The organism is Oceanicella actignis (assembly GCF_008124525.1).
Lineage (GTDB): Bacteria > Pseudomonadota > Alphaproteobacteria > Rhodobacterales > Rhodobacteraceae > Oceanicella > Oceanicella actignis.
Map to the genome: position 1 here is coordinate 401,542 of NZ_VNHJ01000001.1, position 23,622 is coordinate 425,163.

Consider the following 23,622-nt stretch of genomic DNA (forward strand, 5'->3'; position numbering starts at 1 on the left):
CCGGGCGGCCCGTTCGCGGCCGCCGCGCCCCGCGCGCCCAGGGTCCGGCGCCGGCGCTGCGCGGGGCGGGGGCCGCGTCCGTGCGCAGGCATCGCCCGTGCCGATCCTCCGCCTGCGCCTTGCGGGGCCGGGGCTCCGCCCCTGCGGCCGGCCCCCACGGCGCGACGGCGCGCCGATGGCGCCGGCCCGCCAGGCCCCGCTTCGCGGGGCGCGGTCGCCGCGACCTGCATGCGCCGGCTTCGCGCCGAGGCCAGGCGTCCCGTCGCGTCCCCTCGGCGGACGCCCGGCGGCCCCGCGCCCCGGCCGTTCTCCCGGCGGCCTTGCGCCCTGGCCCGCCGCCCCGCGCCTTGGCCTCTCGCCCGACGGCCCCGCCGCGCGTCGACGCGCCGGTCCGCCGCGGCCTTGCCCCCGCGCCCGGCGGCCTTCGGCCTGGCGCTCGGGCGTGGGTCGCTTTCGCCAGGCCGCGCGGCAGGCTATGCTTTCGGGAAACGGCGACGCTCGCGCCGGACAAGCGGAGGAAAACCGACATGCAGCCGATCCAGGTGCAAGGCGTTCATCACATCACCCTGACCGGCGCCGACCGGCGCAGCGCCATCGACTTCTGGCAAGGCGTGCTGGGCATGCCCTTCGTCTTCGAACAGCCCAACCTGGACGCGCCCGAAGAGAACCACCTTTACTTCGACCCCGGAGACGGGCGCCTCATCACCATCTTCACGCATGAGGGGCGCAAGCCCTCGGGCCGCCCGGCGCCGCAGGGGCCGGGCTGCGTGCACCACCTGGCGCTGACGGTCAGCCGCGCCGTCTTCGCCCAGGCGGCGCAGGGGCTCAAGGCGCGGGGCCTGGCCCATTCGGGGCCGAAGGATCGGGGCTTCATGGACTCGATCTACTTCCGCGAGCCGCTCGGCCTTCTGATCGAACTCTCCTGCTGGCGCTTCACGCCGCCCGAGGGCTTCGACCACGCCCGCGTGCTGGCCGAGGCCCACCGCCTGCGCGTGGCGCGCGGCGCCCCGGCCATAGCGGACGAGCATGTGGCCGAGGCCATCGCCGCCCTCGCCGCCGCACGCGGGCGCTGAGGGCTGCGGCCGGCCGGCCCCGCAGAGCCAGACGTTTTCCCCGACGTTTCCCCAAAGGTTTCGATCCAGACCCGGAGCTTGTCGGCATGACCGCCCCCTTCGACGATCCGCGCGCCTTCCTGGCCGAGCTGTTCCACGCCGCCGTCGCCGCCGCCGACCCCGAGCGCGCGCTGGCGGCGCATCTGCCCGCCCCGCCGCGCGGGCGCGCCGTGGTGGTCGGCGCGGGCAAGGGCGCGGCGCAGATGGCCGCCGCGCTCGAACGCCTCTGGCAGGGGCCGCCGCTCGAGGGCGCGGTGGTCACGCGCTATGGCCATGGCTGCGCCACGCGCCGCATCGAGGTGCTCGAGGCGGCGCATCCGGCGCCCGACGAGGCCGGCCTGGCCGCGTCCGAGCGCATGTTCGCGCTGGCGCGGGGCCTGGGGCCGGACGATCTGCTGATCGCGCTGATCTGCGGCGGAGGGTCCGCCCTGCTGCCCGCGCCGCCGCCGGGGCTGACGCTCGAGGACGAGATCGCGGTCAACCGTGCGCTGCTGAACTCGGGCGCGCCGATCGGGCAGATGAACGCGCTGCGCGTGTGCATGAGCCGCATCAAGGGCGGGCGGCTGGCGGCGGCGGCGCATCCGGCGCGGGTGGTCACGCTGGCCGCGTCGGACATTCCGGGCGACGATCCGGCGCTGATCGCCTCGGGGCCGACCATTCCCCAGCGCACCGGGCGCGCCGAGGCGCTGGCCGTTGCGCGGCGCTGGCGGCTGGACCTGCCCGAGGCGGCGCGCGCCTGGCTCGAGCGGGGCGACTGCGAACCGCCGCAGGCGGGCGATCCGGCCTTCGCCCGGGACGAGGCGCATGTGGTCGCCTCGGCGGGGCTTTCGCTCGAGGCCGCGGCGGCGCTGGCCGAGAAGCGGGGGGTGCGCGCGGCGATCCTGTCCGACTCGATCGAGGGCGAGGCGCGCGAGGCGGCGCGCGTGCTGGGCGCCGTGGCGCGCGAATGCGCGTTGCGCGCGCGCCCCTTCGCGCCGCCGGTGGCGCTGCTTTCGGGCGGCGAGACCAGCGTGCGCGTGCGCGGCAAGGGCCGCGGCGGGCGCAACGGCGAGTTCGCGCTGGCGCTGGCGCGAGAGCTGGACGGGCTCGAGGGGGTGTGCGCCCTTGCCGCCGACACCGACGGCATCGACGGCGCGGGCGACAATGCGGGCGCATTCTGCGACGGCGCCAGCTGGTCGCGCCTGGCCGGCGCCGGCGCGGACCCCGCCGCGCTGCTCGACGACAACGACGCATGGTCGGCCTTCGCGCGGCTGGACGACCTGTTCGTGACCGGGCCGACGGGCGTGAACGTGAACGACTTCCGCGCCATCCTGATCGCGCCGCGCGGCGGCTGAGCGCGGAACGCGCGCGTTGGCGCGGGGCGGGGCGCGTGACAGGGTCCGCGGCCAAGGCCGGACCGCGCGATGGTTCGGCCCGCGTCATGCGCAACGCGCGCGCCTGGCCGGCGGGCGTTTTCGGAATTCGTTCGCGTTCCTTGTGAAGTCTTTAAGATGATGGAACCTTTGACATGTTTCGCATTCTCATTGCCGCGGGCATCGCGGCCGCCGCGCTCTCGGCCGAGGCCCACGCGGCGCCGATCTCGGCCAACTTTCGCGCCGAGCTGAGCCTTCCCGAAGCCAGAGGTCCGGACGCGCGGGTCTTCGAAGCTCTGGCCGAGCCGGTCGCGGGCGCGCCCGATCTGGACGCTACGGACGAAATCGCCAATCCCGAAGGCTACAGCGGATTCGCCACGGTGGATCTGGACTCAAGCGGCCACATCACCTTGACCGGCGACCAGTCCGAGGCGGGCTTCGCGGACTACCAGCTTGCGGTGTTCACCATCTCGGACATCGTTTTCGACGCCGGCGAGACCATTCTGGGGGTCGAAGTCGGGTCTTCCGGCCTGCTCGATCCAGACCCGGACTTCGTGGTGATCGCGCCGCTGGTCGAGTTCACGGCGAACAGCGTCACCATCACCTACGACGTGGGCGACGGCGAGCTTTTCCAGTTCCTCGACGGCGGCGCGTCGACCTTCGCGCTGAAGACCGGCGCCGCGGCGGTTCCGCTTCCGGTCGGCGGGGCGCTGCTGCTCGGCGCGCTGGCGGCGCTTGGGGTTGCGCGGCGCAGGCGCGTCGCGGCCTGACGTCGGAGCCGAGTCCGGCCTGGCCGCGCCTTCGGGCGAGGATCCGCGCAAGCGACGGCGCGGCGCGCAGGATGCGGGCCGCGCCGTTTGCTTTGGATCATTGCGCCGCGCGGCGGATGGGGCGAAGCTTGGCGCGCATCATGACCCGCATCATCGACGGAGCGACGACGCCATGTACAAGAACATCCTGATCCCGGTCGCGCTGGACCATGACGACGCCGCGCGCGCCTCGCTCGAGGTGGCGCGGGCGCTGGCGGCCGAGGGCGCGCGGCTGACGGTCATCCATGTGATCGAGGAAACGCCCTCCTACGTCGCGGCCTACATTCCCGAAGAGACCCTGCGCCACAACCGCGAAGAGGCGCGCCGCCACGTCGCCGCGCTGGCCGAGGGCGTGGGCGCGGCCCATGAGGTGGTCTCGGGTCACGCGGCGCGCACGATCGTGCGCTATGCCGAGGATCACGGCGCGGACTGCATCGTTCTGGCTTCGCACAAGCCGGGGCTCGAGGACTATTTCCTGGGCTCGACCGCCGCGCATGTGGTCCGTCACGCGCGCTGCTCGGTGCATGTGATGCGCTGACGCGCGGGGCGCATGTGCCGCGATGACGCGCGGGGCGCCCGTGATGCGCCGACGCGCGGGGCGCCTGTGATGCGCCGACGCGCCGGCCCATGGCGCGGCCCGCGCGCCGGGCCGCGCGGGGAAGAAGGGGCGCGCGGCGGCGCGACGATATCATGACATCATGACGCGCGAGGCCGCGCGCGGCGCCGGCGCGCGGCTCGTTCGGCCGGGCGGCGCCGGCCTCTGCCGCGGCCGACCAGCGAAACCGCGCGAAGAAGGTGGCGCGCGTGGCTGGGCGACGACGCGCGGCGCGTGGACCGGCCGGACCGCGCGATGCGGTTTCGCGACGCGCCGCCGCGCGGCGGGCCGAAACGCGGCCGCCCCCGCGCGGGGCGGGGGCGGCGATCGGCCTGGCCTGACGGTCAGCGGCGCGGCAGGCCGCGCTCGCGCGGGGTCGGGATGTATTCGACCCCGCCGGTCTGGCGCACCGGCTGGGGGTAGAGGGTCATCAGCTCGAGCACCTCGTCGGGGATCTCGGTGTTGACCGGCAGCCCCATCTCGCGCGCCTCGTCCGCCGAGATCGGATAATCATGCGTCCATGCGCCGGTGGCGAGGCGCGCGGCCAGCGCCTTGGCGGCGTCCGGCTCGAGGTGCTTGGACAGCAGGTCCGTCGCCGCCGCCTCGACCTGCGAGATCGCCTTGCGGCCGACATCGGCCATGATCAGCGTCTGGTCGTCGACCTCGGCGATGGGCTTGTCCTCGACCGCCTTGATGATCGAGGCCGCCGGCAGCTGGCCCAGCTGCGGATCGACCGGGCCGAGCACCGCGTGGCGGCTCATCACGATCTCGTCCGCCGCCAGCGCGATCAGCGTGCCGCCGGACATGGCGTAGTGGGGCACGAACACCGTCACCTTGCCCTTGTGGTCGCGCAGCGCGCGGGCGATCTGCAGCGCCGCCAGCACCAGCCCGCCCGGCGTGTGCAGCACCAGGTCGATGGGCATGTCGTCATCGGTCATCTGGATGGCGCGCAGCACCTCTTCCGAGTCCTCGACGTTGATGAAGCGCATCACCGGAAAGCCCAGAAGGCTCATCGTTTCCTGGCGGTGCACCATGAGGATGACGCGCGATTCGCGGCTTTTCTCGATCTGGGCGATCTTGCGCGCGCGCATGGCGTCCAGATAGCGGCGCTGCAGCACGGGCTGCATGGCCGAGACGATGAAGAAGATCCAAAGAAGGTCGATGGGGTTCATGGCCGCTCCTCCGCCGCCCCGCCGGCCAGAAGGCGCGCGAGGTCGATTTCGTCGCCGCCGGCGAGGCCGGCGCGGGTGAGCCGCGCGACCATGAAGGCGCGCGCATGGACCACATGCGCCGCCGCGGTCTGCCGCGGAATGTCGAGGATATGCGCCAGGTCGGGCTCGTCGAAGCCTTCGATCTCGCGCAGCACCAGCGCGCGCCGCCAGAGGGCGGGCAGATCGCGCAGGATGGCGGCGACGAGGCCGCCGCGTTCGAGCGCTGCGTCGGCGGCCTCGATCTGCGCATCCTCGGCGGACATGGCCGACGGATCGGGCAGGATGTCGGCCAGGGACAGATCCTCGTCCGGCTGGTGGAATTCGTAGAACTCCTCCTGCACCATGTCCTCGGCCTGATCCTCGGCGTCGCGGGCCGGGCGCGCCTGAAGCGACAGCGCGTCGACGAAGACGCGGCCGTTCTCGGCCTCGCGGTCCAGCACCTTGAACAGGGTGCGCAGCAGCGCCCGCTCGACCTCTTCGGGCTTCAGGCCCGGGGTCCATGCGGCGCGGGTTTCGGCCAGCGTCTCGTCGATGACGTCGGTCAGGGTCGGATAGGCGGGTTCGAGCTCGCCCATGGCGCGCATGAAGGCCAGCTCGCGGCGGGCGATGCGCTCGAGCCGCGAAAGGTCGAGCCCGGCCAGCCCCGCCTCGGCCTCGCGCGCGATTTCGGGCGGCAGGGCGGCGACGCGGGCCTTGAGCGCGTGCAGACGCTCGCGCCGGGCGCGGCGGCGCCAGCTTTCCTGCCCGCGCAGGCGCTCGAGGGCGCGCTGGGCGCGGCGGCGCAGATGCTCGACGGCCTGCTCGACGACCGAGCCAAGGTCGCGCCCGGTCGCGCGGGCCTCGGCGACGTTGCGGCGCGGCAGGTGCAGGTGCAGGCGCACCTCGATGGGCGCGGCGCCCTTGCCCTCGTCCGTGACGACGGCGCGCAGGGGCTCGTGCGTCCAGCCGGCCGCGGCCAGCAGCGGCGCGATGCGGCGCGCGGCCAGCTCGCGCAGCGCGGCCTCGGCCTCGGCGCGGCGGGCGTCGTCCAGCCCTCGGGCGACGAATTGCAGGGGGATGCTGGCGTCGGTCATGGCGTTTCTCGTTCCTTTCTTGTCGTTTTGTCCGTCTTCGTCCGTCATCGCGCCGCCTTCAGCCCCACGGTCCCCGGACCCTGCGGCGGCTGCCGTCGGGGGCGAAGCCCATGCGCCCCTCGTCGGCGAAGTAGGGCCGGCGCGCCGAAGCGGGCAGCCGCACCCAGGGCGCCAGGACCCAGCCGGCAACGAAGCCGCCGATATGGGCCCACCAGGCGACGCCTCCGACGTCGGCGCTCTGGCCCAGGGTCATCAGGCCCGGCAGGATCTGGCTCAGGAACCAGAAGAGGGCGAAGGCGATGGCGTGAACCTCGAAGAATATGGGGATGAAGCCCAGCGGCGCCATGATGACGATGCGCGCAAGCGGGAACATGCGCACATAGCAGCCGATCACCCCGGCGATGGCGCCCGAGGCGCCCAGCGCCGGCAGCATCGATGTGGGGTTCATGGCCGCATGCGCCCACGAGGCGGCCACCCCGCACGCCAGGTAGAAGGCCAGGAACCGCCCCGGGCCGAGGCGGTCCTCGACGGCGGGGCCGAACAGCCACAGCGTCCACATGTTGGCGATCAGGTGCATCCAGCCGCCATGCAGGAACATGTTGGTCGCGAAGGGCGCCCAGTCGGCCGGGCCCTGCGGCGGCGCGGCCTGGGCGAGCGGCCCGAAGAAGCGCGCCGGGATCAGGGCGTATTCGCGCAGGAACGCTTCGAGCAGGTGCGGGGGCAACGAGATCTGGTGCAGGAACACCAGCACGTTGACCCCGATCAGCGTCCAGACGACGAAGGCGGGATTGCGGGTCGGGACCGAGTCCTGAATGGGGAACATGCGCGCTCCGTTGCTGCGGGCCGTGCGCGCCGCGGCGGGCGGCGCGGCGCTCGGGCACGCTAGCGCATTCGCGCCGCCGTCGCCACAGCCGGATCTGCGGCGCGCTCACAGGCCGAAGGGATAGGTGTCGTCCTCGCCGCCCTGCACGCGGGCGGGCAGGGGGGTGACGGCCGATCCTTCGGCGAACCAGAGCAGGGCGTCGAACTGTTCGGACATCAGCGCGTGGCTGTAGTGGCTCCAGCGCTCGGTCTCGGGGCGGTAGATGACGCCGATGAAGCGCTCGAGCCGCGGCTCGGCCAGCACGGCGCGCGCCGCCTCGTTGACGCCCGCGCGCAGGTCCAGAAGGCAGCGCGCGCCGCCGGCCTCGCGCAAAAGGGCCTCGTGGCTGTCGGGGCGCGAGGGGCGCATCGCCTTGATCTCCATCGGCCCGTCCCAGTCCGTGGCCGCCGCGACCGTGCCGCGGTCGGCGCAAAGGCCGATCAGCGCGACCTCGCGGCCCCATTCCTCGCGGCACAGCTGGCCGATGTTGAGCTCGCCGCGCGCGGCGCCCATCTCGGTGGCGCGGGCGTCGCCGATATGCGAGTTGTGCGCCCACACCACCGCCTTCGCCTCGGGGCCGACATGCGCCAGCGTCGCGCGCAGCGTCTCGAACATGTGGCGGTCGCGCAGGTTCCACGATTCGCGCGCGCCGTAATACATCACGCGGTAGTAGCGTTCGGCGTCGGCCACCAGCTGCGCGTTGCGCTCGGCGTCGAAGAACTGATCGCCGTCCTGGCGGGCGTAGTCCAGCCGCTTGCGCATCAGCTCGGTCAGCACGCGCATGACGGGCTCTTCGCACGCGGCATGGCCCGCGGCCAGCGCCGCGCGGCCATAGGCGGCGGGCTCGGACGCCCAGGGCGCAAGGCAGCCGTAGCGGCGCCGGGCGGCGGCGGCGGCCTCGGGATCGACGCGGTCGAGATAGGCCAGGACCTCGGCCATCGAGGTGAACATGCTGTATAGGTCGAGCCCGCAGAAGCGCGCGCGCGCCTCGGGCGCCAACGCGGCGTTGCGTCGGCGCAGCCAGGCGACGAAGGCGTCCACCTCCTTGTTGCGCCACATCCAGGTGGGGAAGCGGGCGAAGGGCGCGACGTTGCGCCCGCGCGCGGGCAGGCCGCGCACATGGCGGTCGATGGCGGCGGCGTCCGGCCAGTCGGCCTCGACGGCGACGATGTTGAAGCCGTGCCGCTCGATCAGCCGGCGGGTGATGCGGTCGCGCGCGCGGTAGAATTCCGAGGTGCCGTGCGTGCTTTCTCCCAGCAGCACGACGCGCGCGTCGGCGAAGCGGTCGAAGGCGGCGGCGAAGGCGTCGTCCTCGATCTCGGGCAGCGGCTCGGCCGCCTGGCGCAGGATGGCGACGGGATCGCGCGGCGCGGCGGGCCGGACGTCGGCCCCGCTCGGCGCAGGCGCGGCGGCGTCGGCGGCGCGTCCCAGGTGGTGCTGGAACCACGCCCCGGCCAGCTGCGCGACCTGCTCGAGCGCGCCGGGCTCTTCGAACACATGGCCCGCGCCGGGGATGATGCGCAGGAGCTTCTCGCAGCGCAGCTCGGCCAGCGCGCGGCGGTTGAGCGCGAGGGTCTGCGGATCGTTCCCGCCGACGATCAGCAGGGTGGGCGCGGTCACCTCGGCCAGACGCGGGCCGGCAAGGTCGGGCCGCCCCCCGCGCGAAACCACCGCCGACACGCGCTCGCCCAGCTCGGCCGCGGCCAGCAGCGCCGCCCCCGCGCCCGTGCTGGCGCCGAACAGACCCAGCGGCAGCTCGGCCATGCCCGGCTCGGCGGCGACGCGCAGTTCGGCCTCGAGCAGCCTTTCGGCCAAGAGCGGGATGTCGAACACGTTGCGCCGGTCCTCGGCCTCGGCCGGGGTGAGCAGGTCGAGCAGCAGCGTCGCGAAGCCCAGCCGGTTCAGATGCTCGGCCACGGCGCGGTTGCGGGGGCTGAAGCGGCTGGAGCCGCTGCCATGAGCGAAGATGACGACGCCGCGCGGATCGGCCGGCACGCTCAGCTCGCCCGCAAGCCCGGCCGGAGGGACCGTGATCTCGCGCCGCAGGATCGGGCCGGCGGGGTCCTCGGCGGCCTCGGCCCAGACGCTGCGCAGAAGGCCGACGGTCTCTTCGTCGGTCAGCTGGTGGAAGTCGCGGTAAAAGCAGCCGACGCCGCGGAAATGCCGCGCCGGCAACAGGCAGACCACATCGTCCGCCAGCCGCGCCAGCTGGGGGATCTGCTCGGCGGGCGCCACCGGGACGGCCACGATCACGCGCGCCGCGCCCTGCGCGCGCAGCGCGGCCAGGGCGGCCTTCATGGTCGCGCCGGTGGCCAGACCGTCATCGACCACGATCGCCGTGCGTCCGGCGGGGCTGATTCGCGGGCGCTCGCCCAGGTAGCGCGCGCGCCGCCGGCGCAGCTCGGCCAGCTCGCGCGCGCGGGCGCGCTCGAACCACGCCGCATCGGCGCCCGCGGCGCGCATGACCTCTTCGTTGACGATGGTCCGGGGCGGGTCGCCCTCGACCACGGCGGCGGCGGCCACCTCGGGCGCGCCGGGGGCGCCGATCTTGCGCACCATCACCAGATCGAGCGGCGCGCCCAGCGCGTGGGCGATCTCGACCGCCACGGGCACGCCGCCGCGCGGCAGGGCGTAGACGACGGGGTTTTCGGGCGCCATCGCCGCCAGGCGCGCGGCAAGCCGGCGCCCGGCGTCGGCGCGATCCTCGAAGGGAAAGTCTTCGGCGTTCATGGCGGGCTCTCCTGTCGGGTTCTCGTTCGTCGCCAGCATGCCATGCGGCGGCGGCGGCGCCTTGACCCAGCGCAAGGCCGCCGCCATGGTCGCGCCCGGCGCCGAGCGCATGGCCGCTCGCGCCGCCCTTGTCCGCGCCCGGCGAAGGAGGACGCCCATGAGCCAACGCCTGCGCCCCGATCTGCGCCCGTGTCTTGCGACGCCCCGGGATCTGCCCCTGGTCGAGGAAGCCCTGCGCGCGCTGGCGCGCGATCTGGACGATCCGTTCCGCGCGTCGCCGCACGAAGTGGCCCGGGCGCTGTTCGGCCCCGAGGCCTTCGCCGAGGCGCTGATCGCGGCCGAGGGCGCGCGCCCGGCGGGGGTGTGTCTGTTCTGGCCGGTTCTCTCGACCGCGACGGGCGGGGCGGGGGTGCATGTCTCGGATCTGTGGACGGCCCCGAGCGCGCGCGGCGCGGGCCTTGGCCGCCGCCTGCTGGCCGCCGCCGCGGCGCGGGCGCGGGCGCGCTGGGGCGCGCGCTTTGCGCGGCTGAGCGTCTATGCCGACAATCCCCGCGCCGAGGCGCTATACCGGCGGCTGGGCTTCGAGCGCGAGCTGCGCGCCGCGCCCATGGCCCTGAGCGGCGCCGCCTTCGCGGCCCTCGCCCGCGAGGGAGAGGCATGAGCCTTGCGATCGCGCATCTGCCCTCGCCCAATCACGGCCCGCGGCGGGGCGCGGCGGCGCCGGACATGGCGGTGCTGCACCACACGGCGATGGAGCGGCTCGAGGACGCGCTGGCGCGGCTGCGCGATCCGGCGGCCGAAGTCTCGGCGCATTACGTCATCGCGCGCGACGGACGCATCTTCGCCCTTGTGCCCGAAGAGCGCCGCGCCTGGCATGCGGGGGTCTCGTTCTGGGCGGGCGAGCGCGACGTGAACTCGCGCTCGATCGGCATCGAGCTGGACCATCCGGGGCCGCTGGCCGGGGCGCCGCCCTATTTCGCGCCGCAGATGCTGGCGCTCGAGCGGCTGTTGGCCGACATCATGGCGCGCTGGGGCATCGTCCCGTCGCGGGTGGTGGGGCACTCGGACGTCGCGCCGGGGCGCAAGAGCGATCCGGGGCCGAAATTCGACTGGCGGCGCCTGGCGCTGCGCGGGCTGGCGCTGTGGAGCGACGCCGACGGCGCGGGCCGCCGCGACGATCCCGAGGCGAACCGCGCCGCCATCCTGCGCGCCGCCGCGCGCCTGGGCTACGCCCCGCCCGCCGACGCCGCGCAGGAGGCGGCGCTGATGCGCGCCTTGCAGCTGCGCTTCGCGCCGCACGCGCTCGGGGCGCCGCCGGGGCCTCTTCTGGCCGCGCGGCTCGAGGAGGTTGCCGAGCAAGCGCAGGGCCCGGCGCCGCCGGCCTGATCTTGCCGCGCGGGGCCGGCGCCCGGCCTGCCGCGCACAGGCGCGAGCGCCGCCCCGGTGCACGCCGCGCGGGCGCGGGGCCGGCGCCGCGCTTGGGCGGGGCTGCGGCCGCTTGTCCGATCGCGGCCGGCAGGCGAGGGGCGCGGCCGCCCCTGGTCCGGCGCCCTGCGCGCGCGCCGTCGGCCGCGTCTTGCGCGCGGCGCCGCCGTCCGGCCGCGACGGGGCGCTTTTCTTGCCGCCGGCTATTGTCAAACCGGGGCGCGGGCGCCTACATCCATGGCGTGCGGATGGCCGGGCGGCCGCGGCGCGCGGCTGGACCGCGCGGCGAGGAAAGTCCGGGCTCCACGAAGACGCGGCGCCGGATAACGTCCGGCCGGGGAAACCCGAGGGAAAGCGCCACAGAGAACAGACCTCCGTTCCGGGTTCGTCCCGGGGCGGGAAGGGTGAAACGGTGGAGTAAGAGCCCACCGCGCCCCCGGCGACGGGGGCGGCACGGCAAGCCCCGCCGGGAGCAAGGTCAAGTTGCGAGGGAGGCGGCCTTCGGGCCGCCGATGGGTCGTCTTCGCCCTCCCTCCGTGGTGGACCGCGAGAACGCCCGGGCGACCGGGCGTCCAGATGAATGGCCGCCCAGGGGCCGCAAGGCCCTGGACAGAACCCGGCTTACAGGCCATCCGCACGCATCTGACCGCTCACGCGCATCGCTCCGCGGCGCAGCAGGGCTGCGGCCGCGCGGCGCGGGGCCGGGCCCGACCGCGCGCGGGGCAGCATTCGGGCCGGGCATTCGGGCCGGGCATTCGGGCCGGGCATTCGGGCCGGGCATTCGGGCCGGGCATTCGGGCCGGGCATTCGGGCCGGGCATTTGGGCCGCGCATTCGGGCCGAGCATTCGGGTTCGGCATCCGGGTTCGGCATCCGGGTTCGGCATTCGGGCGGAGCATTCCTGGACGGGATCGAATCGACGCCCGGACGTCCGCGCCGCCGCCGATGGCCGCAAGCGGGCGGCGGATGGGGGCGCATGGGTTGCCATGGGACGCCATGGTCCCCGGGCGTCGGCGGGCGTTACTTCCTACATCTGCCATTGTTCTTGCAATGTTCGCCAACATTTGGGGTTTGCGGCGCGGATTAACTTTTGTTAACACCCCTGTTCGCCATTTTTTTCCATGTCATCCCATTTTTGACCGTTGAGAACCATGATTTCCCATGCTACAAGATTCCTGCGGCGGCCAAGGGGTCGGACAAGAAAACGAGCAGGTTTCATACAGGCCCTCCCGCCGCGCGGAAAAACCGACGCCCCGAAAGAAAACCAAGGGGGCGCGAAGCGCGAAGTCGGACACATCCCGAGGGACCAGCGGGTCGCGCTCTGAGGCAGGCGCGGCCCGCTTTTCCTTCCGGCCCCGACGGGCCGGGCGCGCGGACCAGAGGAGAGGGAGCGGCCCATGTGGCAGCGCTTCACATCCAGTTCGGTCCACAAGGTGGACGCCAAGGGCCGGGTCTCGGTCCCGGCCCTGTTCCGCCGCGTGCTCGAGCAAAGCGCCGTTCCCGGCGGGCTGGTGGTCATTCCCAACCTGCGCGGCTCGGAATGCCTCGAGGTCTTCACCCACGAGTTCATGGATCGCCTGGCGCGCAACATCGCGCGCATGAAGCCCTTCTCGAAAGAGCGGCGGCGGCTGGAATACGAGTTCCTGGCCAACGCGCTGCCCATGCAGATCGACGAGACCGGGCGCATCGTGCTCTCGCCCCAGCTCAAGGCGGCGGCGGGCATCCGCGACCAGGCGCGCTTCGTGGGGCTGGGCGACAGCTTCCAGATCTGGGCGCCCGACCGCTTCGAGCGCATGATGGCCGATCTGCGCGAGGCCGAGGACGCCGACGGCGCCGACCCCCTCGACGCCATGCCCTGGGACGATGCGGGCGATCCCTTCGGAGGCGGCGCATGAGCGGCGACGACGCGCTGGCCCGCGCCCGGGCGGCGCACGCGCCCGTCATGCTGGACGAGGTTCTGGCCGCTCTGGCCCCCGAGGGCGGAGGCGCGTGGGAGGGCGCGTGGCTTGACGGCACGCTGGGCGCGGGCGGCTATGCGCGCGCCATTCTCGAACGCGGCGCGCGGCGGCTGGTGGCGATCGACCGCGACCCCGAGGCCGTCGCCCGCGCGCGCGAATGGGCCGGGATCTATGGCGAGCGGCTGGTCCTGGTCCACGGCGCCTTCGGCGATCTCGACCGTCACGCGGCGCCGACGCTGGCCGAGCTGGGCGCGCCGGGGCTGGCGGGGGTGGTGCTGGACATCGGCGTGAGCTCGATGCAGATCGACCAGCCCGAGCGCGGCTTCTCGTTCCAGAAGGACGGCCCGCTGGACATGCGCATGGCGCAGGAGGGGCCCTCGGCGGCCGATCTGGTCAACCGCGCCGAAGAGGCCGACCTGGCCGACATCCTGCATCATTACGGCGAGGAGCGCGCCGCGCGCCGCATCGCGCGCGCCATCGTCGCCGCCCGCCGCGAGGGGCCGATCGAGACCACGCTGCGCCTGGCGCGCATCGTCGAAAGCTGCCTGCCGCGCCCGCGTCCCGGCCAGCCGCACCCGGCCACGCGCAGCTTTCAGGCGCTGCGCATCGCGGTTAACGACGAGCTGGGCGAGCTGATCCGCGCCCTGTCCGCGGCCGAGCGCGCGCTCGCCCCCGGCGGGACGCTGGCGGTCGTCACCTTCCACTCGCTCGAGGACCGCATCGTGAAACGCTTTTTCCAGCAGCGCGCGGGCGGCGCCCCGGGCGGCTCGCGCCATGCGCCGCGCCTCGAGGGGCCGGCGCCCTCGTTCCGCCTGCTCTCGCGCAAGGCGGCGACGGCCTCGGAGGAAGAGCTGGCGCGCAACCCGCGCGCGCGCTCGGCCCGCCTGCGCGCCGCGCGCCGCACCGACGCGCCGCCCGTTCCGGCCGACCCCGCCTCGCTGGGCGCGCCGCGCCTTGGCGATCTTGCCGGTCTGATGAGGAGGATTTCGCGATGAGAAGCCTGCTCTACGTTCTGGCCCTGGCCTTCGTCGCCGCGGTGGCGGTCTGGGCCTATCGGGTGAACTATCAGACGCTCGAGGCCGCCGAGCGCGTGGCCGCCCTTCGCGAAGAGATCGCGCGCGAGCGCGAGGCGCTCGAGATCCTGCGCGTCGAGTGGGCGCATCTGAACGCGCCCGAGCGCCTGGCGCGCCTGGCGCGCCGTCACGCCGATGCGCTGGGGCTGGCGCCCATGGGGCCCGATCATTTCGCCGAGACCGCCATGGCCGCCTTTCCGCCGCCGGCGCCGCTGCCCCCCGCGCCGCCGCCGGTCGAGCCGCCGCTGCTGGCGCCCGACGGGTTCATGATCCTGTCGGCGCTCGAGGTCACACGCCACTTCGGCCGCCCCTCGCTCGAGGTGGCCAGCCTGTCGGCCGGCGCCGAGGCCGAGGCCGCGCCGGACTTCGACGCGCCGCCGGTCTCTTCGCGCGCCGGCGCGGCGCAGCTTGTCGCCTTTGCGCCGGCGCCCGCCGCGCGCGCGGGCGGCGGCGCGGCCCTGGCGGCGCTGGATCTTGGCGCGGCCTTCGGCATGGAGCGGGCCCGATGATGCGCCGCGCCGCGCCCGAGCCGGCCGCCCCCGGCGCCGCGGCCGGCGCGGGGGGCGAGCTGGCGCTGTTCGAGCGCCCGGCGCCGCCCGACGCCCGGGCCGGCGGCGGCCATGGCGCGGGAAATGGCACGGGACATGGCGCGGGGCAGGGCGCGGGGCAGGGCGGGGAACATGGCGCGGGGTGGGCGCCCGATCCCGACCTTGACGACGCCGCGGCCCTGGGCGGCGCGCGGCTGGCCGACGTGATCGCCGCGCGCAGCCAGGGGCGCGACCCCAACGCCGAGGCCGCCCGCCGCCGGCGCGAGCGCGAGCGCCGCCGCCAGGCCGAGCTGCGCCGGCGCGCCCAGTGGCGCGTGTTCATGCTGTGCGGCGTGTTCCTGCTGGCCTATGCCGCGCTGGCCGGGCGCATGGCGCATCTGGCGGGCTCGGACCCGGCCGAGCCCGGCGTCATGGCCGCGGGTCCGGGCTTCAGCGCCGTGCGCGCCGAGATCCGCGACCGCAACGGGGCGGTCCTGGCGGCGAACGTGCCGGTCTGGTCGCTCTACGCCCGCCCGGACGAGATGGTCGATCCCGCCGCGGCCGCGCGCGGGCTGGCGCGCATCTTTCCCGATCTGGACGAGAAGGCGCTGCTGCGCCGCTTCACCGACGGGCGGCGCTTCTTGTGGATCAGGCGCGCCATCACCCCGGCCGAGCGCCTTGCGGTGCATGACCTGGGCGAGCCGGGGCTGAAGTTCGGCCCGCGCGAGGCGCGCGTCTATCCCGCCGGGCGCGCCGCCGCGCATGTGCTGGGCGGCGCGAGCTATGGCAAGGAGGGCGTCGCCGCGGCCGAGATCGTGGGCGTGGCCGGCGTCGAGCGCCATTTCGACGCGCGCCTGCGCGACCCCGCCCGCGCTGCCGAGCCGCTGCGCCTGTCGATCGACCTGCGCGTGCAGGCCGCCTTCGCCGAGGTTCTGGACGAGGCCATGAAGCGGCTGCACGCGCGCGGCGCTGCGGGCGTGCTGATGGACGCGCGCAACGGCGAGGTGCTGGCCCTGGTCTCGCTGCCCGATTTCGACCCCAACCGCCGCCCGCCGCCCCCGGTGCGCGGGCGCCCCGACGATCATCCCACCTTCAACCGCGCCGCGCAGGGGGTGTATGAGCTGGGCTCGACCTTCAAGCCCTTCACCGCGGCCATGGTCATGGAGGCGGGGCTTGCCGGTCCCGACACGCTGGTGGACACGCGCGGCCCGCTCTACTGGGGGCGGTTCCGCATCTCGGACTTCCACCGCATGCCCGACCAGATGACGCTGCGCGAGGTGCTGGTGGAAAGCTCGAACGTGGGCACGGCGCGGCTGGCGATCCTGGCCGGGGCGCGGCGGCTGCAGGACTTCCTGGCCCGTCTGGGCCTGTTCGAGCCGCTGCCGGTCGAGCTGCCCGAGGCGCGCTCGGCGCGGCCGCTGACGCCGCCGAACTGGTCCGAGATCTCGACCATGACGGTGTCCTACGGCCATGGCATCTCGGTCACGCCGCTGCACCTGGCGGCGGCCTATGCGACGCTGGCCAACGGGGGGCTGCGCGTGCGCCCGACCCTCGTCGCCGGCGCCCGCCCGCCGGGCGAGGAGGCGCGCGTGATCTCGGCCGAGACCTCGCGCAGGCTGCGCGAGATGCTGCGCGCCGTCGTCACCGAGGGCACGGGCCGCAACGCCGACGTGCCGGGCTACGAGATCGCGGGCAAGACCGGCACCGCCGAGAAGCCGCGCACCGACGGGCGCGGCTATGACCATGACAAGGTCATAGCCACTTTCGCCGGGTTTTTCCCCGCCCATGATCCGCGCTATGTCATCGTGGCGACCACGGACGAGGCGGTCGAGTCCTCGGGCCGCCGCCCGCGCCGCACCGCGGGCTGGACGGCGGCGCCGATCGTGGCCGAAGCCGTGCGCCGCATCGCGCCCATCCTGGGCATGCGGCCGCTGCCCGCCCCGCGCGCGACGGCCGATGCGGGGGGCGCGCCGGCGCGCGCGGCGCTGCGATGAGCGCCCCGGCCCGCTCGCGCCGCCCCCGCCCGGGCGCCCGCGATCTCACGTGGAACAGGAGCTTCGATGACCGCCGCCGCGCATGACGACGCCCTTTCGCTCGCCGCCCCGTCCCCGCGCCGGCTGGACGAGCTGGGCCTTGCCGCGCCGCCCGCCGCGCCGGCGGACGCCCTGGCGCGCGGGCTGACCGAGGACAGCCGCAAGGTCGCGCCGGGCTGGGTGTTCTTCGCGCTGGACGGCGTGCGCGCGCGCGGGGCCGATTTCGCGCCCTTCGCCCTGCGCCAGGGGGCGCTGGCGGTGGTGTGCTCGGCCGAGGGCGCCGAGCGCATCCGCGCCCTGTGGGCCGCCGAGGGCCGCGCCGAGCCGCCCGGCGGCCTGCCGCTGGTCGTCCGCCCCGACCCGCGCCTTGCCCTGGCGCGGGCGGCGGCCGTCTGGTTCGGCGAGCAGCCGCGCGTGATGGCCGCCGTCACCGGCACCAACGGCAAGACCTCGACCGCCAGCTTCCTGCGCCAGATCTGGACGGCGCTGGGGCGGCGGGCGGTCAACATCGGCACGACCGGCGTCGAGGGCGCGGTCGAGGCGCCCCTGGGGCACACGACGCCCGACCCGCTGACGCTGCACCGGACGCTGGCCGCGCTGGCGGCGCGGGGCGTCGATCACGCGGTCATGGAGGCCTCGTCCCATGGGCTGGTCCAGCGGCGGCTCGACGCGGTGCGCCTGCGCGCGGCGGCGCTGACCAACATCACGCGCGATCACATGGACTACCACCGCGACCATGACGACTACGTGGCCGCCAAGCTCAAGCTCTTCGACCGCGTGCTGGCGCCCGGCGGAACGGCGGTGCTCAACACCGACGATCCGGCCTATCCGGCCGCGCGCCTGGTGGCCGAGGGCCGCCGCCAGCGCGTGCTGGGGGTGGGGCGCTCGGAAGAGGCGCTGCTGCGCCTTCTGGACGTGCGCTTCACGCCGACGGGGCAGGTCCTGCGCTTTCACTGGGCGGGCGACGCGGCCCCCGCGCACGAGGCGCGGCTGGAGCTGATCGGCGCCTTCCAGGGGATGAACGCGCTCATGGCCGCGGGGCTGGCCATCGGCTGCGGCGAGGAGCCGGCCGCGGTCTTCGCCGCCCTCGAGGGGCTGCGCGGCGTGCGCGGGCGCATGGAGCTGGTCGCCCGCCGCGCCAATGGCGCGCCGATCTATGTGGACTACGCCCACACCCCCGACGGGCTGAGCGCGGCCATCGCGGCGCTTCGGCCGCATGTGCGCGGGCGCGTGGTGGCGGTGTTCGGCGCCGGGGGCGACCGCGACGCGGGCAAGCGGCCCTTGATGGGGCGCGCGGCGCTGGCGGCGGACGCGGCGATCGTGACCGACGACAACCCGCGCTCGGAGGACCCCGCGGCGATCCGCGCGCAGATCCTGGCCGGCATGGCCGGCGCCGATCCCGCGCCGCTCGAGATCGGCGACCGCGCCGAGGCGATCCTGGCCGGGGCGGACATGCTGGGGCCCGAGGATTGCCTTCTGATCGCCGGAAAGGGGCACGAGACGGGGCAGATCGTCGCCGGCCGCACGCTGCCCTTCGACGACGCCGCGCAGGCGCTCGCGGCCGTGGCGGCGCTGGACGGCGACGCGGGGCGGGAGATCGGGACGGAGGAGGGCGCATGACCGCGCCGTTGTGGACATCGCAAGAGGTCGCCGCCGCGACGGGCGGGCGCGCGCTCGCGCCCTTCGCGGCGCGGGGGGTGTGCATCGACAGCCGCGCGGCGGCGCCGGGGGATCTGTTCGTGGCGCTCAGCGACCGGCGCGACGGGCACGACTTCGTCGCCGCGGCGCTGGCGGCGGGGGCGGCGGGGGCGCTGGTCTCGCGCATGCCGCCCGGGGTGGCGGCCGACGCGCCGCTGGTGCTGGTCGAGGACACAATGCGCGCGCTGACGGCGCTGGGCGCGGCGGCGCGCGCGCGCTCGCAGGCGCGCGTGGCGGCGGTGACCGGCTCGGCCGGCAAGACCAGCGTCAAGGAGATGCTGCGCGCCATGCTTGCGCCGCAGGGGCCGACCCACGCCGCCGAGAAAAGCTTCAACAACCATTGGGGCGTGCCGCTGACGCTGGCGCGCATGCCGCGCGAGACCCGCTTCGCCGTGATCGAGATCGGCATGAACCATCCGGGCGAGATCGGCCCCCTCTCGCGCCTGGCGCGCCCGCATGCGGCGATCGTGACCACGGTGGCCAAGGCGCATCTGGCCGCGTTCGACTCCGAAGCCGGCATCGCCCGCGCCAAGGCCGAGATCTTCGAGGGGCTCGAGCCCGGCGGGGCCGCGATACTCAACCGCGACAACCCCCACTTCGCCCTGCTGGCGCGGCGCGCGCGCCGGCGCGGGGCGCGGATCCTGCGCTTCGGCGCGGCGCAGCGCTGCCATGCGCGCCTGATCGGGGCCGAGGACGGGCCCGGCGGATGCGCCGTGCAGGCGCGCCTCATGGGCCGGCCGGCGCTGTTTCGCGTCGGCGCGCCGGGGCGGCACATGGCCATGAACGCGCTGGCCGCGCTGCTGGCCGCGCAGGCGCTGGGCGCCGATCCGGGGCGCGCGGCGCTGGAGCTGGCCGCCTGGACCCCGCCCGAGGGGCGCGGCATGCGCTGGCGCGTGGCGCTGGACGAGACCGGGCTCGACGGCGCCATTCACCTGATCGACGAGAGCTACAACGCCAACCCCGCCTCGATGTCGGCGTCGCTGGCGGTTCTGGCCGCCGCGCGCCCCGAGGACGGGATCGGCCGCGTCCCGCGCGGGCGGCGCATCGCCGTGCTGGGCGACATGCTCGAGCTGGGCGAGGAGGAGCGCGCCCTGCACGCCGCCATCGCCGACGACCCGGCCATGCAGGCGATCGACCGCGTGCATTGCGTGGGTCCGCGCATGAAGGCGCTGCACGAGGCGCTGCCGCGCGCGCGCCGCGGCGAATGGACCGAGGACAGCGCCGCCATGGCCGCCATGATGCGCCGGCTGCTTGACGCGGGCGACGTGGTCATGGTCAAGGGCTCGCTCGGCGCGCGCATGGCGCGAGTCGTCGAGGCTGTGATGAAGCTGGGGCGGCCCGAGCCGGCCAGCGCGGATCAAGAGGCGCTCTGAATGCTCTACCACCTGCTCACGCCCCTGTCCGACGGCGGCGACCTGTTCAACCTGTTCCGCTACATCTCGTTCCGCGCGGGGGGCGCGTTCCTGACGGCGCTTCTGTTCAGCTTCGCCTTCGGCCGGCCGATCATCGACGCCCTGCGGCGCCTGCAGAAGAAGGGTCAGCCCATCCGCGACGACGGCCCCGAGCGCCACCTGATCGAGAAGGCCGGCACGCCCACCATGGGCGGGGTGATGATCCTGGGCTCGCTGGTCTTCGCCACGCTGCTGTGGGCGCGGCTCGACGTGGGGCATGTGTGGATGGTGCTGTTCGTGACGCTGGGCTTCGGCGCCATCGGCTTCGCGGACGATTTCCTGAAGGTCTCGTGCTTCAACACGCGCGGCGTGCCCGGGCGCGTGCGCCTGGCGGCGGGCTTCGCCATCGCGGCGGCGGCGGCGGTCTGGGCCATGTGGCTTCAGCCCGAGGCCCTGTCCGGGCGCCTGGCGCTGCCGGTGCTCAAGGGCGCGCTGATCGATCTGGGCTGGCTGTTCGTGCCCTTCGCCATGATCGTCATCGTCGGCTCGGCCAACGCGGTGAACCTGACCGACGGGCTCGACGGGCTGGCGATCATGCCGGCGATGATCGCCGGCGGCAGCTTCGGGGTCATCGCCTATGTCGTCGGGCGCGTGGACTTCACCGAGTATCTGGGCCTGCACTACGTTCCCGGCACCGGCGAGATCGCCGTCTTCTGCGCCGCGCTGATCGGGGCGGGGCTGGGCTTTCTTTGGTACAACGCGCCGCCGGCGATGGTGTTCATGGGCGACACGGGCTCGCTGGCGCTGGGCGGCGCGCTGGGCGCCATCGCGGTGGCCACCAAGCACGAGATCGTGCTGGCGATCATCGGCGGGCTGTTCGTGGTCGAGGCGCTGAGCGTCATCATCCAGGTGCTCTACTTCAAGCTCACGGGCAAGAGGGTGTTCCTGATGGCGCCCATCCACCACCATTTCGAGAAGAAGGGCTGGCAGGAGCCGACCATCGTCATCCGCTTCTGGATCATCTCGGTGATCCTGGCGCTGATCGGCCTCGCCACGCTGAAGGTCCGATGATCCCGGCGCGCGGATATCAGGGCCGCCGGGTCGGCGTGCTGGGGCTGGGGCGCTCGGGCCTGGCGGCGGCGCGCGCGCTGGCGGCGGGCGGCGCGCAGCCGGTGTGCTGGGACGACGCCGAACCCGCCCGCGCCGCCGCCGCGGCCGAGGGGTTCGAGCTGGGCGATCTGACGCGCGAGGGCGCGGCGTGGGAGGGCCTGGCGGCGCTGATCGTCTCGCCGGGGATCCCGCATCTTCACCCCGCGCCGCACCGGGCGGTCGAGATCGCCTTCGCCCGCGGCGTGGCGGTGGACAACGATGTGGGGCTGTTCTTCCGCTCGGCCGCGACCGAGGACTGGGCCGCTTTCGACAGCCCGCCGCGCATCGTGTGCGTGACCGGCTCGAACGGGAAATCGACCACCACCGCGCTCATCGCCCACATCCTGCGCCGCGCCGGGCGCAAGGCGCAGATGGGCGGCAACATCGGGCGCGGGGTGCTGGACCTCGACCCGCTCGAGGACGGCGAGACGGTCGTGCTCGAGCTGTCGAGCTATCAGATCGAGCTGGCGCGGGCGCTGGCGCCGGACGTGGCGGTGTTCCTGAACCTTTCGCCCGATCATCTCGACCGGCACGGCGGCATGGGCGGATATTTCGCCGCCAAGGCGCGCCTGTTCGAGCTGGGCGGCCCCGAGCGCGCGGTCATCGGCGTGGACCAGCCCGAGGGCCGTTTCCTGGCCAACCGCATGCGCGAGAACGAGGGCGACGGCGCCCCGGTCATCGCCGTGTCGGCGCGGCGCGTCGAGGATGCCGGCTGGAGCGTGACCTTCCGCAAGGGCTTCGTCGCCGAGCGCCGCGGCGGGCGCCAGGTGGCCGCCGTCGACCTGCGCCCGGCGCGGGCGCTGCGCGGCGCGCACAACTGGCAGAACGCGGCCTGCGCCTATGCCGCCTGCCGGGCGCTGGGCCTGTCGCCGCGCGCCATCGAGGCGGGGCTCATGGACTTTCCCGGCCTTCCCCATCGGCTCGAAACGGTGGGCGAGGCGGGCGGGGTGCCGTTCGTCAACGACTCCAAGGCCACCAACGCCGACGCGGCCGAAAAGGCGCTGTCCGCCTTCGAGCGCGTGCGCTGGATCGCCGGCGGCGTGCCCAAGGAGGGCGGCATAGCGCCGCTGGCGCCGCTGTTCGGACGCGTGGCCAAGGCGTATCTGATCGGCCAGGCGGCGCCGGAATTCGCCGCCCAGCTGGGCGAGGTTCCGCACGAGATCTGCGGCGATCTCGAGACCGCCTTCGCCCTTGCCGCGCAGGAGGCCCGCCCCGGCGAGGCGGTGCTGCTGGCGCCGGCCTGCGCCAGCTTCGACCAGTTCCGCGACTTCGAGGCCCGCGGCGACGCCTTCCGCGCGCTGGCGCGCGCGTGGATCGCGCGTCATGATGGCCGCCTCGCCGCGGCCGATGAGGAGGATGCCCGATGACCGACATGACGTTCGGCGCCGCGCCCGCCCGCGACGACGTGGAATCGGTGCTGGCGCGCTGGTGGCGCACGGTCGATCGCTGGAGCGTGGGCGCCGTGCTGGCGCTGGCGGTGATCGGCCTGGTGCTGGGGCTGGCGGCCTCGGTGCCGCTGGCCGAGCGCAACGGGCTGGCGCCCTTTCACTACGTCACCCGCCAGGCGGCCTTCGCCGCGGCGGGGCTGGGGCTGATGTTCTGGCTGTCGCTGCAGTCGCCGGCGATGGTGCGGCGCATCGGCGTGATCGGCTTTGCGGGGGCGTTCGCGGCGCTGTGCCTGCTGCCCTTTCTGGGCACCGATTTCGGCAAGGGCGCGGTGCGCTGGTATTCGCTGGGCTTCGCCTCGCTTCAGCCCTCCGAGTTCCTCAAGCCCTTTCTCGTCGTGTTCTGCGCCTGGCTCATGGCCGCGGGGTTCGAGCGCAACGGTCCGCCGGGCAAGACGCTGAGCCTGCTCGTCGCGGCGACGGCGGCGGGGCTGTTGGCGATGCAGCCCGATTTCGGCCAGGCGATGCTGACGCTGACCGCCTGGGGGGTGATGTATTTCGTCGCCGGCGCCTCGCTGCCGCTGCTGGCGGGGCTGACGGCGCTGACGGGGGCGGCGGGGGTCTTCGCCTACACGCGCTCCGAGCACCTGGCGCGACGCATCGACGGCTTTCTGGCCGCCGAGGTCGATCCGCGCACGCAGCTTGGCTATGCGGCGGACGCGATCCGACAGGGCGGGTATTTCGGCGTCGGGGTGGGCGAGGGCTCGGTCAAGACCATCCTGCCCGACGCGCATACCGACTTCATCATCGCCGTGGCGGCCGAGGAATACGGCCTCGTGCTGTGCCTGTTCGTCATCGCGCTGTTCCTTTTGCTGACGCTGCGCGCGCTGGCGCGGCTGGCGCATGAGCGCGACCACTTCGTGCGCCTCGCCGGCTGCGGGCTGGCGGCGCTGATCGGGCTTCAGGCCTTCGTGAACATGGGGGTTGCGGTGCGGCTTCTTCCGGCCAAGGGCATGACGCTGCCCTTCATCTCGTATGGCGGCTCGTCCATGCTGGCGGCGGGCATCGTCATGGGCATGCTGCTGGCGCTGACGCGAAGGCGCCCGCAGCGCGACGTGACCGACGCGCTCGAGGGCGAGGGCTGAGCGCGCCCGGCTCGTCCCCGCGTCCCGACCGTCGCGGGGCCGCGTCCGCCCCCGCCCAGCCCGCCACCGAAGCGCGAAGCCCCCGGCCGGCCCCG

19 protein-coding genes and 1 other RNA gene are annotated in these 23,622 nt (G+C 74.5%); 16 read left to right on the top strand and 4 right to left on the bottom strand.

Going from position 1 to position 23,622, the window contains the following annotated elements; genetic code table 11:
* Positions 1-527: 527 nt before the first annotated feature.
* From LY05_RS01835 to LY05_RS01850, 4 genes are all read left to right on the top strand, one after another.
* Positions 528-1,073, top strand: a complete 546-nt coding sequence (locus LY05_RS01835) for a VOC family protein (protein WP_072746258.1) — start codon at positions 528-530, stop codon at positions 1,071-1,073.
* 86 nt (positions 1,074-1,159) lie between these two features.
* Positions 1,160-2,446, top strand: a complete 1,287-nt coding sequence (locus LY05_RS01840) for a glycerate kinase type-2 family protein (RefSeq protein ID WP_148921887.1) — start codon at positions 1,160-1,162, stop codon at positions 2,444-2,446.
* Between the two features lie 173 nt (positions 2,447-2,619).
* On the top strand, positions 2,620-3,234 hold the full coding sequence (locus tag LY05_RS01845; protein WP_148921888.1) for a hypothetical protein: 615 nt from the start codon (positions 2,620-2,622) through the stop codon (positions 3,232-3,234).
* A 172-nt stretch (positions 3,235-3,406) separates the two neighbouring features.
* A complete protein-coding gene (locus LY05_RS01850; RefSeq protein WP_072746255.1) occupies positions 3,407-3,811 on the top strand; it encodes a universal stress protein in 405 nt (134 codons plus the stop codon).
* A gap of 401 nt (positions 3,812-4,212) precedes the next feature.
* Here the strand turns inward: LY05_RS01850 and LY05_RS01855 are convergent, their stop codons facing one another.
* The 4 genes from LY05_RS01855 to LY05_RS01870 form a co-directional block, all read right to left on the bottom strand.
* Positions 4,213-5,040 (bottom strand): SDH family Clp fold serine proteinase, encoded by an 828-nt coding sequence (locus LY05_RS01855; RefSeq protein WP_072746254.1) that lies wholly within the window; start codon positions 5,038-5,040, stop codon positions 4,213-4,215.
* On the bottom strand, positions 5,037-6,152 hold the full coding sequence (locus LY05_RS01860) for an RNA polymerase sigma factor (RefSeq protein ID WP_148921889.1): 1,116 nt from the start codon (positions 6,150-6,152) through the stop codon (positions 5,037-5,039). The genes LY05_RS01855 and LY05_RS01860 overlap by 4 nt, the downstream gene beginning before the upstream one ends.
* A gap of 58 nt (positions 6,153-6,210) precedes the next feature.
* Complete coding sequence (locus tag LY05_RS01865) at positions 6,211-6,975, bottom strand: rhomboid family intramembrane serine protease (protein WP_148921890.1); 765 nt, start codon at positions 6,973-6,975, stop codon at positions 6,211-6,213.
* A 105-nt stretch (positions 6,976-7,080) separates the two neighbouring features.
* Positions 7,081-9,744 (bottom strand): erythromycin esterase family protein, encoded by a 2,664-nt coding sequence (locus tag LY05_RS01870; RefSeq protein ID WP_148921891.1) that lies wholly within the window; start codon positions 9,742-9,744, stop codon positions 7,081-7,083.
* Positions 9,745-9,901: 157 nt separating this feature from the next.
* Here LY05_RS01870 and LY05_RS01875 point away from each other — a divergent pair, with 157 nt between their 5' ends.
* From LY05_RS01875 to LY05_RS01930, 12 genes are all read left to right on the top strand, one after another.
* Positions 9,902-10,405 carry a GNAT family N-acetyltransferase gene (locus LY05_RS01875; RefSeq protein ID WP_148921892.1) on the top strand — a complete coding sequence of 168 codons (504 nt, stop codon included), beginning with the start codon at positions 9,902-9,904 and terminating at the stop codon, positions 10,403-10,405.
* Complete coding sequence (locus tag LY05_RS01880; RefSeq protein ID WP_072746250.1) at positions 10,402-11,130, top strand: N-acetylmuramoyl-L-alanine amidase; 729 nt, start codon at positions 10,402-10,404, stop codon at positions 11,128-11,130. Before LY05_RS01875 ends, LY05_RS01880 begins: the two co-directional genes overlap by 4 nt.
* Positions 11,131-11,413: 283 nt before the next feature.
* Positions 11,414-11,809: RNase P RNA component class A (gene rnpB, locus LY05_RS01885), an RNA gene on the top strand.
* A gap of 756 nt (positions 11,810-12,565) precedes the next feature.
* Positions 12,566-13,063: a division/cell wall cluster transcriptional repressor MraZ gene (locus tag LY05_RS01890; RefSeq protein WP_072746249.1), complete on the top strand. Its 498-nt coding sequence runs from the start codon at positions 12,566-12,568 to the stop codon at positions 13,061-13,063.
* A complete protein-coding gene (gene rsmH / locus LY05_RS01895; RefSeq protein ID WP_091764176.1) occupies positions 13,060-14,121 on the top strand; it encodes a 16S rRNA (cytosine(1402)-N(4))-methyltransferase RsmH in 1,062 nt (353 codons plus the stop codon). The genes LY05_RS01890 and rsmH overlap by 4 nt, the downstream gene beginning before the upstream one ends.
* On the top strand, positions 14,118-14,708 hold the full coding sequence (gene ftsL, locus LY05_RS01900) for a cell division protein FtsL (protein WP_148921893.1): 591 nt from the start codon (positions 14,118-14,120) through the stop codon (positions 14,706-14,708). Before rsmH ends, ftsL begins: the two co-directional genes overlap by 4 nt.
* Positions 14,705-16,720, top strand: coding sequence for a peptidoglycan D,D-transpeptidase FtsI family protein (locus LY05_RS01905; RefSeq protein ID WP_249041826.1), 2,016 nt, complete (start codon positions 14,705-14,707; stop codon positions 16,718-16,720). The genes ftsL and LY05_RS01905 overlap by 4 nt, the downstream gene beginning before the upstream one ends.
* Before the next feature lie 66 nt (positions 16,721-16,786).
* Positions 16,787-18,379, top strand: a complete 1,593-nt coding sequence (locus tag LY05_RS01910) for a UDP-N-acetylmuramoyl-L-alanyl-D-glutamate--2,6-diaminopimelate ligase (RefSeq protein WP_148921894.1) — start codon at positions 16,787-16,789, stop codon at positions 18,377-18,379.
* On the top strand, positions 18,376-19,830 hold the full coding sequence (locus tag LY05_RS01915; protein WP_148921895.1) for a UDP-N-acetylmuramoyl-tripeptide--D-alanyl-D-alanine ligase: 1,455 nt from the start codon (positions 18,376-18,378) through the stop codon (positions 19,828-19,830). Before LY05_RS01910 ends, LY05_RS01915 begins: the two co-directional genes overlap by 4 nt.
* On the top strand, positions 19,831-20,919 hold the full coding sequence (mraY, locus tag LY05_RS01920) for a phospho-N-acetylmuramoyl-pentapeptide-transferase (protein WP_148921896.1): 1,089 nt from the start codon (positions 19,831-19,833) through the stop codon (positions 20,917-20,919).
* Positions 20,916-22,364, top strand: coding sequence for a UDP-N-acetylmuramoyl-L-alanine--D-glutamate ligase (murD, locus tag LY05_RS01925; protein WP_148921897.1), 1,449 nt, complete (start codon positions 20,916-20,918; stop codon positions 22,362-22,364). Before mraY ends, murD begins: the two co-directional genes overlap by 4 nt.
* Positions 22,361-23,527, top strand: coding sequence for a peptidoglycan glycosyltransferase FtsW (locus LY05_RS01930; RefSeq protein ID WP_148921898.1), 1,167 nt, complete (start codon positions 22,361-22,363; stop codon positions 23,525-23,527). Before murD ends, LY05_RS01930 begins: the two co-directional genes overlap by 4 nt.
* Positions 23,528-23,622: the final 95 nt, after the last annotated feature.

Excerpts from the sequence above, each read along its gene's own strand:
- LY05_RS01835 (WP_072746258.1), top strand. The coding sequence starts at position 528 with ATGCAGCCGATCCAGGTGCAAGGCGTTCATCACATCACCCTGACCGGC.
- LY05_RS01840 (WP_148921887.1), top strand. The coding sequence starts at position 1,160 with ATGACCGCCCCCTTCGACGATCCGCGCGCCTTCCTGGCCGAGCTGTTC.
- LY05_RS01845 (WP_148921888.1), top strand. The coding sequence starts at position 2,620 with ATGTTTCGCATTCTCATTGCCGCGGGCATCGCGGCCGCCGCGCTCTCG.
- LY05_RS01850 (WP_072746255.1), top strand. The coding sequence starts at position 3,407 with ATGTACAAGAACATCCTGATCCCGGTCGCGCTGGACCATGACGACGCC.
- LY05_RS01855 (WP_072746254.1), bottom strand. The coding sequence starts at position 5,040 with ATGAACCCCATCGACCTTCTTTGGATCTTCTTCATCGTCTCGGCCATG.
- LY05_RS01860 (WP_148921889.1), bottom strand. The coding sequence starts at position 6,152 with ATGACCGACGCCAGCATCCCCCTGCAATTCGTCGCCCGAGGGCTGGAC.
- LY05_RS01865 (WP_148921890.1), bottom strand. The coding sequence starts at position 6,975 with ATGTTCCCCATTCAGGACTCGGTCCCGACCCGCAATCCCGCCTTCGTC.
- LY05_RS01870 (WP_148921891.1), bottom strand. The coding sequence starts at position 9,744 with ATGAACGCCGAAGACTTTCCCTTCGAGGATCGCGCCGACGCCGGGCGC.
- LY05_RS01875 (WP_148921892.1), top strand. The coding sequence starts at position 9,902 with ATGAGCCAACGCCTGCGCCCCGATCTGCGCCCGTGTCTTGCGACGCCC.
- LY05_RS01880 (WP_072746250.1), top strand. The coding sequence starts at position 10,402 with ATGAGCCTTGCGATCGCGCATCTGCCCTCGCCCAATCACGGCCCGCGG.
- LY05_RS01890 (WP_072746249.1), top strand. The coding sequence starts at position 12,566 with ATGTGGCAGCGCTTCACATCCAGTTCGGTCCACAAGGTGGACGCCAAG.
- rsmH (WP_091764176.1), top strand. The coding sequence starts at position 13,060 with ATGAGCGGCGACGACGCGCTGGCCCGCGCCCGGGCGGCGCACGCGCCC.
- ftsL (WP_148921893.1), top strand. The coding sequence starts at position 14,118 with ATGAGAAGCCTGCTCTACGTTCTGGCCCTGGCCTTCGTCGCCGCGGTG.
- LY05_RS01905 (WP_249041826.1), top strand. The coding sequence starts at position 14,705 with ATGATGCGCCGCGCCGCGCCCGAGCCGGCCGCCCCCGGCGCCGCGGCC.
- LY05_RS01910 (WP_148921894.1), top strand. The coding sequence starts at position 16,787 with ATGACCGCCGCCGCGCATGACGACGCCCTTTCGCTCGCCGCCCCGTCC.
- LY05_RS01915 (WP_148921895.1), top strand. The coding sequence starts at position 18,376 with ATGACCGCGCCGTTGTGGACATCGCAAGAGGTCGCCGCCGCGACGGGC.
- mraY (WP_148921896.1), top strand. The coding sequence starts at position 19,831 with ATGCTCTACCACCTGCTCACGCCCCTGTCCGACGGCGGCGACCTGTTC.
- murD (WP_148921897.1), top strand. The coding sequence starts at position 20,916 with ATGATCCCGGCGCGCGGATATCAGGGCCGCCGGGTCGGCGTGCTGGGG.
- LY05_RS01930 (WP_148921898.1), top strand. The coding sequence starts at position 22,361 with ATGACCGACATGACGTTCGGCGCCGCGCCCGCCCGCGACGACGTGGAA.